Origin of the sequence: Ruegeria sp. HKCCD6119, assembly GCF_013110585.1 — a bacterium.
Classification (GTDB): domain Bacteria; phylum Pseudomonadota; class Alphaproteobacteria; order Rhodobacterales; family Rhodobacteraceae; genus Ruegeria.
This window is the reverse complement of sequence record NZ_WVQV01000002.1, coordinates 133,364-149,832: the sequence shown is the minus strand read 5'-3', so window position 1 is coordinate 149,832 and position 16,469 is coordinate 133,364. Positions and strand designations below refer to the sequence as shown.

Annotated in this window: 18 protein-coding genes; 8 read left to right on the top strand and 10 right to left on the bottom strand. The window is 59.4% G+C overall.

Translation table 11 applies throughout. The features are described from left to right. Positions 1–31 precede the first annotated feature (31 nt). Positions 32–922 (top strand): PhzF family phenazine biosynthesis protein, encoded by an 891-nt coding sequence (locus tag GS611_RS07965; RefSeq protein WP_171634449.1) that lies wholly within the window; start codon positions 32–34, stop codon positions 920–922. A 51-nt stretch (positions 923–973) separates the two neighbouring features. Here the strand turns inward: GS611_RS07965 and GS611_RS07960 are convergent, their stop codons facing one another. The 4 genes from GS611_RS07960 to trxB all read right to left on the bottom strand — a co-directional run bounded on the left by GS611_RS07960 (position 974) and on the right by trxB (position 6,703). Continuing rightward, entirely contained in the window at positions 974–1,810 is an 837-nt protein-coding gene (locus GS611_RS07960; protein ID WP_171634446.1) for a hypothetical protein, read from the bottom strand. A 126-nt stretch (positions 1,811–1,936) separates the two neighbouring features. Then, positions 1,937–3,658 (bottom strand): bifunctional sulfate adenylyltransferase/adenylylsulfate kinase, encoded by a 1,722-nt coding sequence (locus GS611_RS07955; RefSeq protein ID WP_171634444.1) that lies wholly within the window; start codon positions 3,656–3,658, stop codon positions 1,937–1,939. A 196-nt stretch (positions 3,659–3,854) separates the two neighbouring features. Then, the gene (locus GS611_RS07950; RefSeq protein ID WP_171634441.1) at positions 3,855–5,546 is read right to left on the bottom strand and encodes an adenylate/guanylate cyclase domain-containing protein; all 1,692 of its coding nucleotides are present in this window, start codon (positions 5,544–5,546) and stop codon (positions 3,855–3,857) included. A 215-nt stretch (positions 5,547–5,761) separates the two neighbouring features. Beyond that, on the bottom strand, positions 5,762–6,703 hold the full coding sequence (gene trxB / locus GS611_RS07945; RefSeq protein ID WP_171634439.1) for a thioredoxin-disulfide reductase: 942 nt from the start codon (positions 6,701–6,703) through the stop codon (positions 5,762–5,764). A 227-nt stretch (positions 6,704–6,930) separates the two neighbouring features. Between trxB and GS611_RS07940 the strand changes: the two genes are divergently transcribed. Beyond that, positions 6,931–7,431 carry an Lrp/AsnC family transcriptional regulator gene (locus GS611_RS07940; protein WP_152458979.1) on the top strand — a complete coding sequence of 167 codons (501 nt, stop codon included), beginning with the start codon at positions 6,931–6,933 and terminating at the stop codon, positions 7,429–7,431. A 119-nt stretch (positions 7,432–7,550) separates the two neighbouring features. Here the strand turns inward: GS611_RS07940 and GS611_RS07935 are convergent, their stop codons facing one another. The 5 genes from GS611_RS07935 to lgt all read right to left on the bottom strand — a co-directional run bounded on the left by GS611_RS07935 (position 7,551) and on the right by lgt (position 11,770). Beyond that, positions 7,551–8,333, bottom strand: coding sequence for a Hint domain-containing protein (locus tag GS611_RS07935; protein ID WP_171634436.1), 783 nt, complete (start codon positions 8,331–8,333; stop codon positions 7,551–7,553). 334 nt (positions 8,334–8,667) lie between these two features. Further along, a complete protein-coding gene (locus GS611_RS21265; RefSeq protein ID WP_256367481.1) occupies positions 8,668–8,796 on the bottom strand; it encodes a hypothetical protein in 129 nt (42 codons plus the stop codon). 267 nt (positions 8,797–9,063) lie between these two features. Continuing rightward, entirely contained in the window at positions 9,064–9,822 is a 759-nt protein-coding gene (pgeF, locus tag GS611_RS07930; protein WP_171634433.1) for a peptidoglycan editing factor PgeF, read from the bottom strand. Next, complete coding sequence (locus GS611_RS07925; protein WP_171634427.1) at positions 9,819–10,886, bottom strand: class I SAM-dependent methyltransferase; 1,068 nt, start codon at positions 10,884–10,886, stop codon at positions 9,819–9,821. Before GS611_RS07925 ends, pgeF begins: the two co-directional genes overlap by 4 nt. Continuing rightward, the gene (gene lgt / locus GS611_RS07920) at positions 10,883–11,770 is read right to left on the bottom strand and encodes a prolipoprotein diacylglyceryl transferase (protein ID WP_171634422.1); all 888 of its coding nucleotides are present in this window, start codon (positions 11,768–11,770) and stop codon (positions 10,883–10,885) included. The genes GS611_RS07925 and lgt overlap by 4 nt, the downstream gene beginning before the upstream one ends. Positions 11,771–11,867: 97 nt before the next feature. On the opposite strand from lgt, the gene GS611_RS07915 reads away from it, so the two are divergent. The 5 genes from GS611_RS07915 to GS611_RS07895 all read left to right on the top strand — a co-directional run bounded on the left by GS611_RS07915 (position 11,868) and on the right by GS611_RS07895 (position 15,074). Then, a complete protein-coding gene (locus GS611_RS07915; protein ID WP_152458974.1) occupies positions 11,868–12,116 on the top strand; it encodes an accessory factor UbiK family protein in 249 nt (82 codons plus the stop codon). Between the two features lie 321 nt (positions 12,117–12,437). After that, positions 12,438–12,938, top strand: a complete 501-nt coding sequence (locus tag GS611_RS07910; protein WP_152458973.1) for a YbjN domain-containing protein — start codon at positions 12,438–12,440, stop codon at positions 12,936–12,938. Between the two features lie 39 nt (positions 12,939–12,977). Beyond that, entirely contained in the window at positions 12,978–13,793 is an 816-nt protein-coding gene (gene proC, locus GS611_RS07905) for a pyrroline-5-carboxylate reductase (RefSeq protein WP_171634418.1), read from the top strand. Next, entirely contained in the window at positions 13,786–14,124 is a 339-nt protein-coding gene (locus GS611_RS07900; protein ID WP_171634415.1) for a tRNA-binding protein, read from the top strand. The genes proC and GS611_RS07900 overlap by 8 nt, the downstream gene beginning before the upstream one ends. Further along, on the top strand, positions 14,124–15,074 hold the full coding sequence (locus tag GS611_RS07895; RefSeq protein WP_171634412.1) for a D-glycerate dehydrogenase: 951 nt from the start codon (positions 14,124–14,126) through the stop codon (positions 15,072–15,074). The genes GS611_RS07900 and GS611_RS07895 overlap by 1 nt, the downstream gene beginning before the upstream one ends. On the opposite strand, the gene GS611_RS07890 is transcribed toward GS611_RS07895, so the two are convergent. Continuing rightward, complete coding sequence (locus GS611_RS07890) at positions 15,071–15,649, bottom strand: thymidine kinase (protein WP_171634409.1); 579 nt, start codon at positions 15,647–15,649, stop codon at positions 15,071–15,073. The two genes, GS611_RS07895 and GS611_RS07890, sit on opposite strands and share 4 nt — an antisense overlap. Positions 15,650–16,003: 354 nt before the next feature. On the opposite strand from GS611_RS07890, the gene GS611_RS07885 reads away from it, so the two are divergent. Next, complete coding sequence (locus GS611_RS07885; RefSeq protein ID WP_152458969.1) at positions 16,004–16,465, top strand: hypothetical protein; 462 nt, start codon at positions 16,004–16,006, stop codon at positions 16,463–16,465. Positions 16,466–16,469: the final 4 nt, after the last annotated feature.

The following is a 16,469-nucleotide window of genomic DNA, read 5'->3' as shown; positions in this document are numbered from 1 at the left end:
GTGCCACAAATGCTAAAGCAGGAGTGGCTTCATGGGCTGGTTTGACTTTGACTGGGTGGACGCCTTCAGTGATCGCGCCTTCGGTGGCAACGGATGTGCCGTCGTCCATGAAGGTGCGCGCCTGACGCAAGAGGTCTGCATGGCCTATGTGCGCGAAACCTCTCTGGTCGAATGCACCTTTACCGGGCCGTCCGACGTGGCCGACATCCGCGTCCGCTACTTTCTGGCCAGCCGCGAAATTCCCTTTGCGGGGCATCCGACTATCGCCACCGTCGCGGCGATGCGATCCCGCGGTATGATCTCGGGCGATGGTCTGACGCTGGAAACCGGTGCCGGCCTGGTGTCGATCCGGTTGCAGGGGGATCAGATCGAAATGACTCAGGTCGCACCGCAATTCGGTACGCGCGTTCCCGCGGAACTGGTGGCGGCAGCGGTCAGTCTGCCAACGGGAGCCATCATTTCTCCGCCTCAAATGGTTTCGACCGGCTTGCCGTTCTGCATCACTGTTCTGCGGGATCATGCGGCCTTGCGGGCCGCTCAACTGGTTGAAGGCCCGTTGCGCAAAGTGGCTGAAACTGCTGGGTATTCCGGCTCGGACATGGCCGAGCCGTTTCTTGTCACGCTGCAAGGGGCAACCGATGAGGGGGATACGTTTTCGCGCCTTCTCATGGCACCGCCCAGCCCGCCCGAAGATCCGTTTACCGGGTCTGCCACCGGTGCGATGGCCGCCTATTTGTGGAAACATGGCTTGATGCAAAAGGAAAGCTTCATCGCCCAGCAGGGTCACGATATGGGCCGCCCCGGGAAGGCCATCGTCACGCGTGTCGGCCCGCCTGATGCGATGACGGGCATCAGGGTTTCTGGTCAAGGGCATATCCTGATGCGCGGGCAGGTCGACCTGCCGGAAACGCCGACACACTAGGCGGGCGTTGACCAAGGGCTGACCCGCGAAACCCTGGCCGGATGCGACGGGCTACATCCAGGCCAACCGCAGAATCGGGGCCGTACTTGGTTCGATCCCATGTCGTTTGCACAACCTGTCCAGATATGACCCTGAAACCGGCAGCCCGCCCATCCGGTTGGCCATCAGTTTCTTTTGGTGGCCGTAGATGTGTACCGAATGCACGGTTTCGGTTTCGATTTCGTTCGTCGCGATGCGCGGATCGTGTAGCTTCCACAATTCCTCCTGCGCCAGCGGATAAAAGGTTTCAGCAGTCATGGCATGGCGGTCCTCTGCCGTCTGGCGCAGGAAATGGCCAAAGGCTTTGGGCCCCGAACTGGCCCAGGGCAGGGCTTCGATGCCCCAGCGTTCCCCTCTTGCGGTTCGTTCCCGATTGTGGCGCTGCAATCTGCGTCCACGCCAGGGTTGGGACGGGTTAGACGACATGACAAATTTCAGCATCTGTTCCAGGGTCGCCGATCTTGTGGGCAGGCGCAGCACACCCGTCGGGAAGTCGCCCCGCCTGGAGCGACCGAACACGAAATCCGTCGAAAAGTCGAACGCCCGTACGCAATAGGCATCCAGATCGACCCAGATCACCTCGCTTTGCCGCATCAAGTGCAGCCGGAAAATATCCGAGAAGACGGCAACGCCCTGCCTATCTTCGGCATCGACCACAAAAGGTGGCGGCCAGAAAACGTCGCTGGCAGGGCGGGTTTCGACACCTGCCGGAATGCCTTTTACCTCGTGCGCGACATAAAGGACGAAGCGGTGGCCATGATCCAGAAAGGACTGAAGGCAGAGTTGCTCCAACCAACTCAGATCGGATCCAAACCAGAAACTGGCAATGGTCGGAGACTTGTTCGTCATCTCAGTTTCACACCCGCCTTGAGGTCCTGAAAAGCATCAGGACCAGCGGCAATTGTCAATTGGCGACCAAAAAAGGAACGGCCCCCGGAATGACCGGGGACCGCCAAACAAGGTCAGATGAGACCGTTATCCGTTTGCTGCGATCAGGCCCATGCTTTCCAGTTTCAGCAGCACCTGATGGGCGCAGTTGTCGACCTCGACATTTTCGGTCTCGACCCGCAGCTCGGGGTTCTCCGGAACATCGTAAGGGTCCGAGATGCCGGTGAACTCTTTGATCTTGCCCTCGCGCGCCAGCTTGTACAGACCCTTGCGGTCGCGGCGTTCGCATTCCTCGATGCTGGTGGCCACATGCACCTCGCAGAAGGCACCGAACTGTTCGATCTCTTCCCGCACGGCACGGCGCGTGGTGGCATAGGGCGCGATCGGGGCGCAGATGGCGATGCCGCCGTTCTTGGTGATCTCGGACGCCACATATCCGATGCGGCGGATGTTCAGGTCGCGGTGTTCCTTCGAGAAGCCCAGTTCCGAGCTGAGATTCTTGCGCACGATGTCGCCATCCAGCAGCGTCACCGGGCGGTCGCCCATCTCCATCAGCTTGACCATCAGCGCGTTTGCGATGGTCGACTTGCCCGAGCCCGAAAAGCCGGTGAAGAACACGGTGAAACCCTGCTTGGAGCGCGGCGGGAAGCGGCGGCGCAGTTCCTCGACCACTTCGGGGAACGAGAACCACTCGGGGATTTCCAGCCCTTCACGCAGGCGGCGGCGCAGTTCGGTGCCCGAGATGTTCAGGATCGTGACGTTGTCCTTGTCGAGAATCTCGTCATTCGGTTCGTACTGGGCGCGTTCCTGCACATAGACCATGTGCTTGAAGTCTACCATTTCAACGCCGATTTCGTCCTGGAACTGTCGGAACAGATCCTGCGCGTCATAGGGGCCGTAGAAATCCTCACCTTTGCTGTTCTTGCCGGGGCCCGCGTGGTCGCGGCCGACGATGAAGTGGGTGCAGCCGTGGTTGGCGCGGATCAGCCCGTGCCAGACGGCTTCGCGCGGGCCAGCCATGCGCATGGCCAGGTTCAACAAGCTCATAGAGGTGGTCGAAGCGGGGTACTTGTCCAGCACCGCCTCGTAACAGCGCACGCGGGTGAAATGATCGACGTCGCCCGGTTTGGTCATGCCCACGACCGGGTGGATCAGCAGGTTGGCCTGTGCCTCTTTGGCGGCGCGGAAGGTCAGCTCCTGATGCGCGCGGTGCAGCGGGTTGCGGGTCTGGAAGGCCACGATGCGGCGCCAGCCCAGCTTGCGGAAATAGGCGCGCAATTCGTTCGGGGTGTCGCGGCGCCCACGAAAATCGTAGTGCACGGGTTGTTGGATTCCGACCACCGGTCCGCCCAGATAGACCTTGCCGGCCACGTTGTGCAGATAGTTCACTGCCGGGTGGGCATCGTCATCGGCGCCAAAGACCTTCTCGGCCTCGCGGGACTTGTCCGGAGTCCAGCGGTCGGTCACGGTCATGGTGCCCAAGATCACGCCTTCCTGATCACGCAGAGCGATATCCTGCCCAAGTTCGATCAGATCCGCGAAGTCTTCGCTGACATCCAATGTGATGGGCATTGGCCAAAGCGTTCCATCGGCCAGGCGCATATTCTCGACCACATTGTCGTAATCCGCTTCGCTCAGAAATCCCTTGAGCGGGTTGAACCCGCCATTCATCAGCAGTTCCAGGTCGCAGATCTGACGCGGGCTCAGATCCCAGCTGGTCAGGTCGGCCGCTTCCACCTTCAGCTTCTGCGCCGAATCGTATGACACATACAGTTCGGGGATCGGGGCCAGATTGCTTAACATCGTCATTGGAATTCTCTTGTCGCAGTGTTGATTTGCCAGTGGATATCAGGCGGTTTCGAGGCGTTTGCACCGACTGACAGGCGAAGTCCACAGGCGGGAATGTAACAAAGGAGGATATGCGCCGAATATTTTTGAATTGGAAGGAATTTCTAATTCACAAGTCAAATCGATGATCTGATCCTAACGATCAGAGGTTATTGCTTCATGCAGAGAATTCCTGTTCCTGTTTTGTGGCGTTCTGCTCAAGTGTGGATGCACGGGTGACGGGCAGGGCGGGAATCGGTTCAGACACGCCGCGCAGCTGGAACAATCTGATATCGTCCTGGGGCACGACTACACCGGCGGCCTCCAGCAACTCTTGCGAGACCAGCAGTTCGACCTTCAGCGCCTTGGTTTCGCTTTCCAGACGACTGGCGACATTGACGGCGTCGCCGATTATGGTTTTTGACGCATGGCCCGCGGCGCCGATCTCACCCACCACCAGATCCCCAAGATGCAGACCCATCCCGATGCGAATGCCGGGGCTGCCTTCGGCCTCGAGCTGTGCGTTGAATTCATCAAGGGCGTGACTGATGTCGATGGCGGCTTGCAACCCGGCACGGGCGGACGCCGCCGCATTCGGCTTTTCAAAAACGGCAAGCAGCCCGTCTCCCATATATTTGTCCACGACACCGCCTTCCTTGGTGATGGCAGGCACGACCGCATCGAAAAACCGGTTCAGCAGGAACACGATGTCATAAGGCAATTGGCCGGTCGTACGCGCAGTAAAGCTGCGCATGTCCAGAAACAAAACAGCCAACTGACATTCCTGACCCTGGCTGGCATGCCCGCGTATGCGCCCGCCATCTGGCCTGAAAACCCGAAAAACGGTGGTGGGTTCCGTAGGGCGTATCTGGCAGGCCAGTCGCGTCTGCGGCGAGGCGCCCACAGCAGCAAGGCTGCGTGCTTCGACGTCGCCGGGCGGGGGCAGGGCGTCGCTGCCATCCTCTACGATGACTCGGCATGTGGTGCAGCGCCCCTTTCCACCGCACAGGGCGGCGTGCGGCACGCCGTTCACCTGCGAAATCTCAAGCAAAGTCATGCCTTTTTCCGCGACCACCTCGGGGCCTTTGGCGTAATTCACGCGCACCGAATGCCTGCGCCGCCACAGTTTGCGCCCGATGTAAACCAGACCCGTCGCCCCCAGAGCCAGCCAAAAGATCAAAAGGCCATAGTCTTTTACACTGAACAGGGTCTGGAAGGTCTCGGGCGATGGCCAATTGTAGTGCTCGATATATTGCTCGCGCAGGAATTCATCAGCAAAGTCGGCCCATATGCGTCGACCTTCGGTCAGCAATCCGGCCAACGCGAATAATGGCACGAAAACCGCAACGCCGATCAGATAGGGCACGACCCGCGGCCACCACCGGGTCAGCCGCAACCACATATGCAAACCGATGCAGCCGTGTATCCAAACAATCAGCAGCAAGGCGCTTTGCATCCATACGGCGATACTGGGCCACATCAGGATGATGATATATCCCATCTCGTCATTGACGTCATAGACTTCGTGCGCGACCCGCGTCTGAACGATGTGCGAGATCAGTTGCAGCGGAATCAGCAAACCCAGAACGACCTGCAACGCCGTGCTGAATGGCATGCGCAGGGTTCTGCGTTGCGCGATCGATGTCAGGGCCAGACCTGCATGCGTGAACAGGGCAGCATAGAAAAGCACGCTCATGACATCGTGGCGTGTGACGGCCTTTCGACCGTCCTGCATCCCGTGCAGGTAATCCGTGTGAAACAGGCCCAAGCCAATATTTATGAAATGAAAGAATGCGAACACAAACAACACAAGACCACTGACGATCCTGAGTCGGGTTGACCACCCGCCGCGCCAAAGAGCGTTGTTCAAATGTTCACCTGTTTTTCGCTTTTCCCTCAGCAATCCTGATACGCCGCTGGCTGGGGGTCAAGGGATTGGCAGGTGGCATCGGCTGCCGATCAGTGATTGCAGCGCAGCGTATGCTTTGCAGTGCCCCCTTAAACCCCGGGGGCACTGTACTGAAAAGGCTGACGGCCTTCGGATCTGAATTCACCGGGGCAGCCCTGCAAAATTCAGAATTCGCGTTATTCGGTTTCCGCCAGGAACCGTTCGGCATCCAGTGCCGCCATGCAGCCCATACCGGCGCTTGTGACCGCCTGACGATAGACGTGATCGGTCAGATCGCCCGCTGCGAACACGCCCGGAACCGAGGTTTCCGTGCTGCCCGGTTTGGTGACGACATAGCCACCCATATGCGTTTCAAGCGTGTCCTTGACCAGCTCGTTCGCGGGTGCGTGGCCGATGGCAACAAACACGCCTTTACAGGGGATTTCAGTGATCTCTCCGGTTTTGACATGCTTGACGCGTACGCCCTCGACGCCCAGCGGCGCGTCGGTGCCGATCACTTCTTCCAACTCGTGGAACCACAGTGGCTCGATTTTGTCGTTCTTCATCAGCCGGTCTTGCAGGATCTTTTCCGCGCGCAGCTCATCGCGGCGATGGATCAGAGTCACCTTGCTGGCGAAATTGGTCAGGAACAGGGCCTCTTCCACGGCCGTATTGCCGCCGCCGATCACCACGATTTCCTGTCCACGATAGAAGAACCCGTCGCAGGTGGCGCAGGCTGAAACGCCAAAGCCCTTGAACTTCTCTTCCGACGGCAGGCCCAGCCACTTGGCGCGCGCGCCGGTCGCCAGAATGACGGCGTCCGCCGTATAGGTGGTGCCGCTGTCGCCCTTGGCGGTGAAGGGGCGCTGGCTGAGGTCCAGATCGTTGATGATGTCTCCGATCACTTCGCAACCCATGGCCTTGGCATGATCCTGCATCCGGACCATCAGGTCGGGGCCCTGTACCTCGGTGTCGCCGGGCCAGTTCTCGACCTCGGTCGTTGTCGTCAGCTGGCCGCCGGGCTCGATACCCTGCACCAGGATGGGTTCCAGCATGGCGCGGCTTGCGTAAACGCCCGCAGTGTATCCTGCTGGCCCCGATCCGATGATCAGAACCTTGGTGTGTCGTGTGTCGGCCATGGTAACTCCGCTCGAATTGCCTGAATTGGGCTTTTGGCCCGTCGCCCCGATATAGCGACCGACAGACCCGGCTTAAAGCCCCTTACTGTTCAAGCCCATTCAAGCCACCTTGCGCAGGGTGAGGGCGAAATGAGAGATTTGAAAACAAAGAAAATTGCGCATGTACGAAACATTATTGCGCGCACGTGGGGGGCTGATATAAGAACCGCAAAAATCAGGAGCATTTGATGGTCACGACTCGGCTGGATGATATCGACCGCAAGATTCTGGCGGAACTACAGGCAGACGGTCGGATGACCAATGTGGAACTTGCCAAACGGGTCGGAATTTCGGCGCCGCCCTGTCTGCGCCGGGTGCGCACCCTGGAAGAATCCGGTTATATCACCGGTTACCACGCCGAGGTGAATTCCCGCGAGCTGGGATTTGAAGTGCAGGTGTTCGCCATGGTCGGTCTTGACAGTCAGGCCGAGACCGAGCTGCGCGCGTTCGAAGAACGCTGCCGCGAATGGCCTCTGGTCCGTGAATGCCACATGCTGAACGGCGAGGTGGACTTCATCCTGAAATGCGTCGCACCCGATCTCAGCAGTTTTCAGCAGTTCTTGACCGGTGAACTGCTGACCACGCCAAATGTGGCCAGCGTCAAGACATCGCTTGTTATCCGCGGCGCAAAAGACGAGCCAGGCGTGCCGTTCGACGTTCTGGAAGAACGAATGAACCGGACGGCGTAACCCCCAGACGTTTTGCAGGTGCGGTGTTCGGTGGCAGCATGGCAGCCACCGCCAAGGATAGAATCCAACTTAGTAACAGCTGCATGATGCCCCCCATAATGCAGTAATCGCTATCGTACTCAGGCTGTCATCGCGTTGATTTCTCCGTCCCCGGCGCGCGGCATCAGCAGCGGACCAAAATCGTTGAGCGACTCGATATGCGCAAACAGGTTCAGATAAACCGACCGCAAAGAGTGGCTGATCATCCGGACCGCGTTCACACCTGGGTGATACGTTTCGAACTGTAAACCATCTACCCGAATAACGGAATGCCGTTTCAGACAAATGTGAAACAGTTCAACTGGCGTCGGCGGCATTGTTTCAATCACACCCGTTCCATCCTGAAATTCGGACACAGGTGTCAGAATCGGGTCATTTCCATACAAATGCCGTAAATGCGTCGGTGTGCCCACGATCCGTGCCGCAGGCCCGGCGATTACACCCGACATCGGCTTTTGGATCCCGAATGTATCTGCCGTGACGCGCGTAAGCGGCCGCGTGCGGCCCCGCGAATCCGGACGTCCCGGGATCAGAGTGACAGATCCCTTCCACAGCACGGTTTCCGACGCGCCATCCTGAGTAAGGACAGTATCCCCCGGCATCAGGTCTTCGATGGCCATGGGCCCATGTTCCGTTTCAACCAGCGATCCGCGCGTGAAGGCACAAAAGGCGTCTTCGAACATTGGCAGGGCAGGCGCTATGTGTCTGGTCTGAACCACGTTTCCGTTTTTCAACAGGGTGCTGACTTCATACCGGCGCAGCTGGGCCTTTGGTTTCGCAACCGGTCGCGGTGCGTCCCGCAGCATGGCTGTCGTTTCGATCGCATTTCTGGCCGCACGGGCCAGTGAACTAGGAATAGTCATAAATATTCCTTCCCCTCAAATTGTCCGGTCAGGCGCGGCGTAACCCCGTACAGGCCAACCTGGCGAACTGGTTCTTTGTCTTGAAACAAATGGGTGACCCTTGGGCGGCGGTCGGTCGGACCCCGCATTGCGACAAAATCTCGCTTTCCAATGGTCAACACATTGACCCCCCAGACAAACTCGTACTTCACGGGCGAAAATTGCCCGCACACACACAACTCCTGAATCCGTCTCGACCCCCTCAGATCGCGACGCATCACACATCGGGCAGGAGCAAGCCCGAAGCGCGTTCACCCAATCGAGACCGGCAGCTTGGCCTCGGGGTGTTTCTGTCTCAGCGTCGTGCCGCGATGCGGCTGGCGACCCTGACAGAATGGCTTGATACCCGCTTCCACGGCATTTCCAGCTTCTGGCTCCGCGTGGCGGCAACCATGGCTTTGAGAAAGCGAGATTTGGTTTTCATTTTCTGGTCCTGCTCCGAACGGGTTTGTTTCCCGCATCCGTTATGAACCTTTTGTGACGCACGTTTGCGGCATGGATAAGGCTTATCCGGGATGTTTTGCAGACAAGAAATTTATACTCGGTCCATCCTTCCACTCAACTCGCCAGCGTCCGAAACAAGGACGTCAGAAGACCATCTGATAGCTGGCAAAACTCGTTACGATTCTGAGTCCGGTAAACACAACAAATGTGGCGGAAAAGTGGCGCGACGCCTAAATCTGGGCCAAAATCACAATCTTATGACCGAGATCAACCGCCCGTAATCGGCCTCGTTTGCATGTGTTGTGCGGCGATATGAATAGAACCGGTCCGGGTCGGAATATGTGCAGTGCCGGGTCCATTCCGCCTGCCCGACACCGGCCTGCCGCAATCGGTGCAAACCAAAGGCGGGCAGGTCGAATTGCAGCCGGTCATCCTGTCCGTTCGCAAAGAACCGGGTGTTGTCTGGGGAATCGGCGATAAATGCGTCCAGAAACTCGGGGCCCACTTCGTAGGCGCGTTGTGAAATGCTGGGGCCGATGACGGCGTTGATATTCCGGCGTGCCGCGCCAAGCGCTTCCATGGCGTCCAGAGTCGCCTCAAGCACACCGTCGAGTGCGCCGCGCCAGCCCGCATGCGCTGCTCCGATCACATTGGCCACGGGATCGGCAAACAGAACTGGCTGGCAATCTGCCGTCAAAATTGTCAGCGCCAGACCAGGTGTCGCCGTCACGACCGCGTCCGCGCGTGGTTTTTCACCTTCCAGGGGCTGTTCAACCGTCAGAACTGTTGGGGAATGAACTTGATGCACGCCGATCATCGCCTCGGGCGCGACGCCCATCGCATCGGCAACCCGCCGACGGTTCAGTGCGACAATTTCGGTTTGATCAGACGATCCATAACCGCAATTCAACCCGTTGAAGATACCAGAGGACGCCCCGCCGCGACGGGTGAAGAACCCGTGACGAAATGGGGAAAGCAAGTCCGAAGTCAGAATTTCCAGTGTCATGGCTCTAATCCCGGCGGTGGTGCAGCATAGGCCGGATAGAGGCCCATCACCTTGAACAGATTTCCCATTTCGGCCGGATGCGTCAACCGGCGATGCGCGGCAGCCAGGGCATCCAGCTCGGAACCGCTCAGCGACCGGGACAAAGCCTGTGCCCGGGCGGTTATGCCAAGCCGTTCCAGAAACACGCCCTGCGGTGTCAGGCGTGTGTGCCTGGCTCCACAGGCGCGGGTCGCAATGGCCAGAGGCTCAAAATCCACATGTGCCGTCAGGTCTGCCTGACCGGGTGACGCCAGCGGATCGGCGGGCTTGTGGTTTTGCAGGGCTTGCAGTGTATCGCCCAAAGAATGCCAGTCGCCATAATCGACGATCAGCGCGGCACCTCCGTGGCTGGCGATCCGACCGGCAATCACGGTCAGAATGGGGATCGCAGCCGCGCACAGCTCGACCAGATCACCATCCTTGGTGTCCGAAAGCCTGTCCGCCAGCGCCACTTGTGGCCCATTGGGCCCTCGCCCAAACAGCAATTCGCCGTCGCGCTCGCCGACCAGGCGTTCACTCCAGCCGTCACCGTCGCGCAGGAACTGCCGGACAGGCAGCGCGTCGAAGAACTCGTTCGCCACCAGCAGCAGTGGCTGGTCCGGCAACTCTGCGACACTGTCAGCCCAGTTCGGTGTGTAACCCTTCAGGGTGTCCGCCTGCACCTGCTTCAGGGCAGGCGAGGCCTCGACCAGCAAAATCCGGGCAGCATCGTGAAATCCCTGCACGGTTCGGGTGGCACGCAATATGTCACTCATCAGAGTGCCGCGCCCGGGCCCCAATTCGCACAGGGTGAATGGCGCGGGACGGCCCTGATCCATCCAGCATTGCGCAAGGCACAGCCCGATCAGTTCGCCAAACATCTGGCTGATTTCCGGTGCCGTGGTGAAATCCCCGTCAGCCCCCAACGGATCACGCGTCGTGTAATAGCCCAGCGTGGGATGCAGAAGGCATTCGGCCATGTAGTCGGCCACGCTCATCGGGCCATCCTGTCGGATGCGGGCGATCAGGTGATCGGTCAGGCTCATTTTGCCCGCCCTGCGCGCAAGACACACCACAGGCCAAGCGCGATCATGGGCAATGACAGGATCTGGCCCATGGTCAGGCCATATCCGCCCACATGCCAGGCCAATCCCAGCGGATTGCCGGGCGACACGAACTGCGCATCCGGCTGGCGGAAGAATTCAACAATAAAGCGCGATGCGCCGTAGCCGGCCAGAAACGTGCCCATGATCAGGCCGGGTTTCTGAAAGGCTCCCCGGCGATAGACCAGCCACAGCAACAACGCGCCCAGCAACACGCCTTCCAACGCCGCTTCGTACAGCTGCGAGGGGTGCCGGGCGCACATTCCCGCAACCACGCCGGGGCAGTCCTGCGCGGCAAAACCGGGAAAGATGACGGCCCAGGGCAGCTCGCTCGGGCGGCCCCACAGCTCGGCATTGACGAAATTGGCAAGCCGCCCCAACAGCAGGCCGGGTGGCACGGTGTAGGCAACCAGGTCGCCCAGCGACAGGGCCGGAATCCGATGGCGCCGGGCAAACAGATACGAGGCCAGAATCACGCCCAGCAGCCCCCCATGAAACGCCATACCGCCCTGCCAGACCTTCACGATCTCGAGCGGATGCGACAGGTAATAGCCAGGTTGGTAAAACAGCACAAAGCCCAGCCGCCCGCCCAGGATCACGCCCAGAATGATCCAGGTGACCAGATCCTCCAGTTGGCCCGGTTTCATCGGCGGGCCGTCCGCAGGCCACAGGGCGGGGCGGCGCAACGCCACGACTGCCAGCCGCCAAGCAATCAGGATACCCGCGATATAGGCCAGCGCATACCACCTCAACGCGAACTCCATCCCGAACAGCGAGATCGAGAACAATTCGGGCGACAGATCGGGGAAATTCAGAACAGCCTGCATGTGCGTCTCATTGCCCGGGGTTTGCAGGGCAAGTCAACCTTGAGCCTGCGGCAATCTTTCCCCATATAGAGATCAACCGCGATACCGGAGTAAAGATATGCAAACCCGCAACAAGATACTGGACGACATGTCCCAGCTGATGACCAACGCCATGGGTGTCGCGCAGGGCGCGCGGGAAGAGGCCGAGAACGCGATGAAGTCGATGATCGACCGCTGGCTGGCCGACCGTGATTTCGTCACCCGCGAAGAATTCGATGCCGTCCGCGCCATGGCCCAGAAAGCGCGCGAAGAAAACGCCGCACTCGAAGCCCGCATTGCCGCACTCGAGGCGAAACTGGACAAGTAACGCCGCGGGCGTTCCCTGATTTCACAGTTTTGGACAAACTCTGCCGCCGCGCAATCCGACCGGGATTGTGCGGTGTCGTGCATTCTGACGTATTGCGGGATTTAATCAAGACAAAGCTGACCCGACAGCCAATATTTTGATCCACGTTGCCTTCTGTCCACAACTTATTGCTGTTATCCCCAACAAATAGGGTTGCCAGAACCCACGCCACATCGCACCATATTTAGTACAGGCCTATGGGGGAAGCCCGGTTTGTAGAGCAGGCAACTAGCGCTGGGGCGCTGCCAGCCCCAAGATGCTAGAGATTAGTGAGGTGGCATTATGGCCCTTTCCGAGCAGTATCTCGAAGAAGACATTCATCCGATCGACATTGTTGAACATCTGGCCGAACACCACGACTGGGATTTTGACCGCATTGGGGACGATCAGATCGCCATGGCTGTCGAGGGCCAGTGGCGGACGTATTCGATCACCCTCGCCTGGTCCAACTATGACGAAACGCTGCGGATGGTGTGTTCGTTCGAAATGGAACCACCGGCCGAGCGGGAAATGCAGCTCTATGAGCTGCTCAACAAGATGAATGATCAGTGCTGGGCAGGTGCCTTTACCTATTGGGCGAACCAGAAGCTGATGGTGTACCGGTACGGGTTGGTCCTTGCCGGGGGGCAGACAGCCAGCGCCGAACAGATCGACACGATGATCACCGCTGCCGTCATGAGCGCGGAACGGTACTATCCGGCGATTCAACTGGTCACCTGGGGCAATCGAGAGCCAGAAGAAGCCATGCAAGTGGCCATTGCAGAGGCCTACGGCCGGGCGTAAAGCTTTGCCCCGAACCGACATGTAACGCGGGAGGGGCAAATGGACATGACGCGTGTGGCCGAACAGGGGCTTGTGCTTCTGGGGTGCGGAAAGATGGGGTCCGCAATGCTGGCGGGATGGCTGGAACACGGCCTCCCGCCAGCGTCCGTTTGGGTGATCGATCCGCACCCGTCCGACTGGCTGAAGGCGCAGGGCGTCAACATCAACACACCCTTGCCCGAAGCCCCTGCCGTGGTTTTGGTCGCGGTCAAGCCGCAGATGATGGGCGAGGCCTTGCCCGCCATTCAGGCGCTGGGCGGTGGCAGCACGCTGTTTGTTTCGGTCGCGGCGGGCACCTCGATTGCCACGTTCGAATCCGTTCTGGGCAGCGATACGCCGATCATTCGCGCCATGCCCAACACCCCCGCCGCCATCCGTCAGGGCATCACCGCGCTGATCGGCAACAGCCACGCCTCTGCCGAGGATCTGGCTCTAGCCGAAAACCTGCTGTCGGCGGTGGGTGAGACGGTTCGTCTTGAAGATGAGACGCAGATGGATGCGGTCACCGGCCTCAGCGGATCCGGTCCTGCCTATGTGTTCCATCTGATTGAAACACTTGCCAAAGCCGGCGAGGCGCAGGGCCTGCCGCATGACCTTGCGATGAAACTGGCCAAATCGACGGTGGCCGGGGCCGGCGCACTGGCGATGGCCGCTGACGAGGATCCGTCTCAACTGCGGATCAATGTAACGTCGCCGAACGGCACGACCCAGGCCGCGCTTGAGGTGCTGATGCATGAAGAACGGGGCTTCCCCGACCTGCTGCACCGTGCCGTCAAGGCCGCAACCGACCGATCCAAGGAGCTGTCACGTGAGTGAGATTTCTTTCGACGATTTTCTCAAGGTTGATATCCGCGTGGGCGAGGTGATCCGCGCCGAACCCTATCCCGAAGCCCGCAAACCCGCGATCAAGATGTGGATAGACTTTGGTGATGAGATTGGCGAACGCAAGACCTCGGCCCAGATCACCGCGCATTATGATCCGTCGACCTTGGTGGGCAAACAGGTCATGGCAGTGGTCAATTTCCCCCCTCGCCAGATCGGCAAGTTCATGTCCGAGGTTCTGGTGCTTGGCCTGCCCGATGATAGCGGCGAGATCGTTTTGATCGGCCCTGACGGTAAGGTTCCTACAGGCGGGCGGATGCACTGATGAAACTGCTGATCACGCGCTCGATGACTCCGGCAGTCGAATCGCGCGCCCGCGCCGATTTCGATGTGACCATCCGGGAAAACACCCTGCCCATGGCGCGGCAGGAGATGCTGGCCGCTCTGGCCGATTACGACGTGGTTGTCCCGACGCTGGGCGATCAGTTCTCGGCTCAGATCTTTGCCGAGGCCGGTCAGCCGCGCTGCAAGCTGCTGGCCAATTTCGGTGTTGGCTTCAACCATATCGACGTGGATGCTGCACGCACGGCCGGGATTGATGTAACCAACACCCCTGGCGCTGTCACCGACGCCACGGCCGATATCGCCATGACCCTGCTGCTGATCACAGCCCGGCGCGCCGGTGAGGGTGAGCGGCTGGTGCGGTCGGGTCAGTGGCAGGGCTGGCACCCGACGCAGATGTTGGGCCAACATGTGACCGGCAAGCGCGTGGGCATCGTCGGCATGGGCCGCATCGGGCAGGCCATCGCGCGCCGCTGTCATTTCGGGTTTGCCATGCAGGTGGCCTATCAGTCCCGCAATGCAAAAGATCTGGATTTCCCGGCAGAATTTACACCTGACCTTGAAGCCCTTGCCGCCTCGGTCGATTTCCTTGTGCTTGCGGTTCCCGGCGGTGCGGAAACCCGCCACCTGATCAATGCGCAGATTCTTCAGGCGATGAATCCTTCGGCCATTCTGGTCAATATCGCGCGGGGTGAGGTCGTGGACGAAGCGGCCCTGATCGCGGCGCTGCAATCGGGTCAGATTGCCGGGGCCGGGCTGGATGTCTATGAGTTCGAGCCCAAAGTGCCCCGGGCCCTTTGTGAAATGGAAAACGTCACCCTGCTGCCCCATCTGGGCACGGCCACCGAAGAGGTGCGCAGCAGCATGGGGCAAATGGCACTGGATAACGTGGCGGCATTTGTGGCGGGCGAGGCGTTGCCCAACCTGGTCTAGTCGCCCACCGCCTCGCGCCAGTGTTTGCGGCACAGCGAAACATAGGTCTCGTTGCCGCCGATCTGAACCTGGGCACCTTCGGTGATGGCGTTGCCGTTTTCGTCCTGACGTATCACCATCGTGGCCTTGCGTCCGCATTTGCAGATGGTGCGGACCTCGCGCATCTCATCAGCCAGAGCCAGCAGCGCGGCTGATCCGGGAAACAGCTTGCCCTGAAAATCCACCCGCAGCCCGTAGGCCAGCACCGGTACGTCCAGATCGTCGACGGCCCGGGCCAGCTGCCAGACCTGCGCTTCGGACAGGAACTGTGCCTCATCGATGAACACGCAGGTTACCGGACCGTCGCCCAGTCTGTTTCGGATCATCGCGAAGACGTCGTCGCCGGGCGTGAAGGTATCGGCCTCCTCCGAGATGCCGATGCGTGATGCGATCCGTCCGGCACCCGCCCTTCCGTCAATGGCCGCGGTCATCAGGTATGTCTGCATCCCACGCTCGCGGTAGTTGTGCGAGGCTTGCAGCAATACGGTCGATTTCCCCGCGTTCATGGTTGAATAGTTGAAATACAGCTTTGCCATGGCGCGGGTCTAAAACGCTTGGGGAAAAGGAACAAGATACCAATCTTTTTGATGGAGCGACGTCGCCGTTGCGTTCGCAGAGGCCGAGCTACGCTCTAGGGGATGGAACCCCCACATCTGCAACAGCGACGCCGTCGGCCAACATGTGGCCAAAACGCAGCAAGGCTTAACAATATCACCCCGCAATCACTCATTACCGGCTTGAACTGCCGCCACTCACTCACAAAATCCCCCGCATATCTGAGGGATAGCCAATGTATGACATTTCAATTATGACTTGGTTATGGGAAATTTACCCACGCTTTCCCCCGTTTGGACATCGGGCAGGCGTTTGCAGGTAACAAAGGTAAAACAATGGCAGATATCGGGGCCTATCTGAAAAAACACACAGAAGCGCTGGTCAAAGATGTTGGAATCGAAGCCGCGTGTGAAATTACGGGGAAATCCAAGGCCACTTTGGGACGATACTATTCCGACAATGCTGAGCACGAGGACAGGTTCATGCCTGTGGACGCGGTGGCCCGCCTTGAAAACGCGGCGACTTACCCGCACGTGACGTCGGCTTTGGCGGATCTGAAGAACATCACCTTGTCCTATAGCGACCGCAACACCTCTACCCCCCGCACCGGTGGCGTCAATTCGGATGTCATTGCGCTGAGCCAGCGGTTTGCGATGTTGATGACCGAGTATCAGGCCGCAATCGAAGACGGAATCATCACCGTCAACGAAGCCAAACGGTTGCTGAAAGAAACCAGTTTGCTGCAACAGGTTCTGATCGAGATGAAGCTGCATCTGGAAGAAGAAAGCGTCAGCTAGCCGG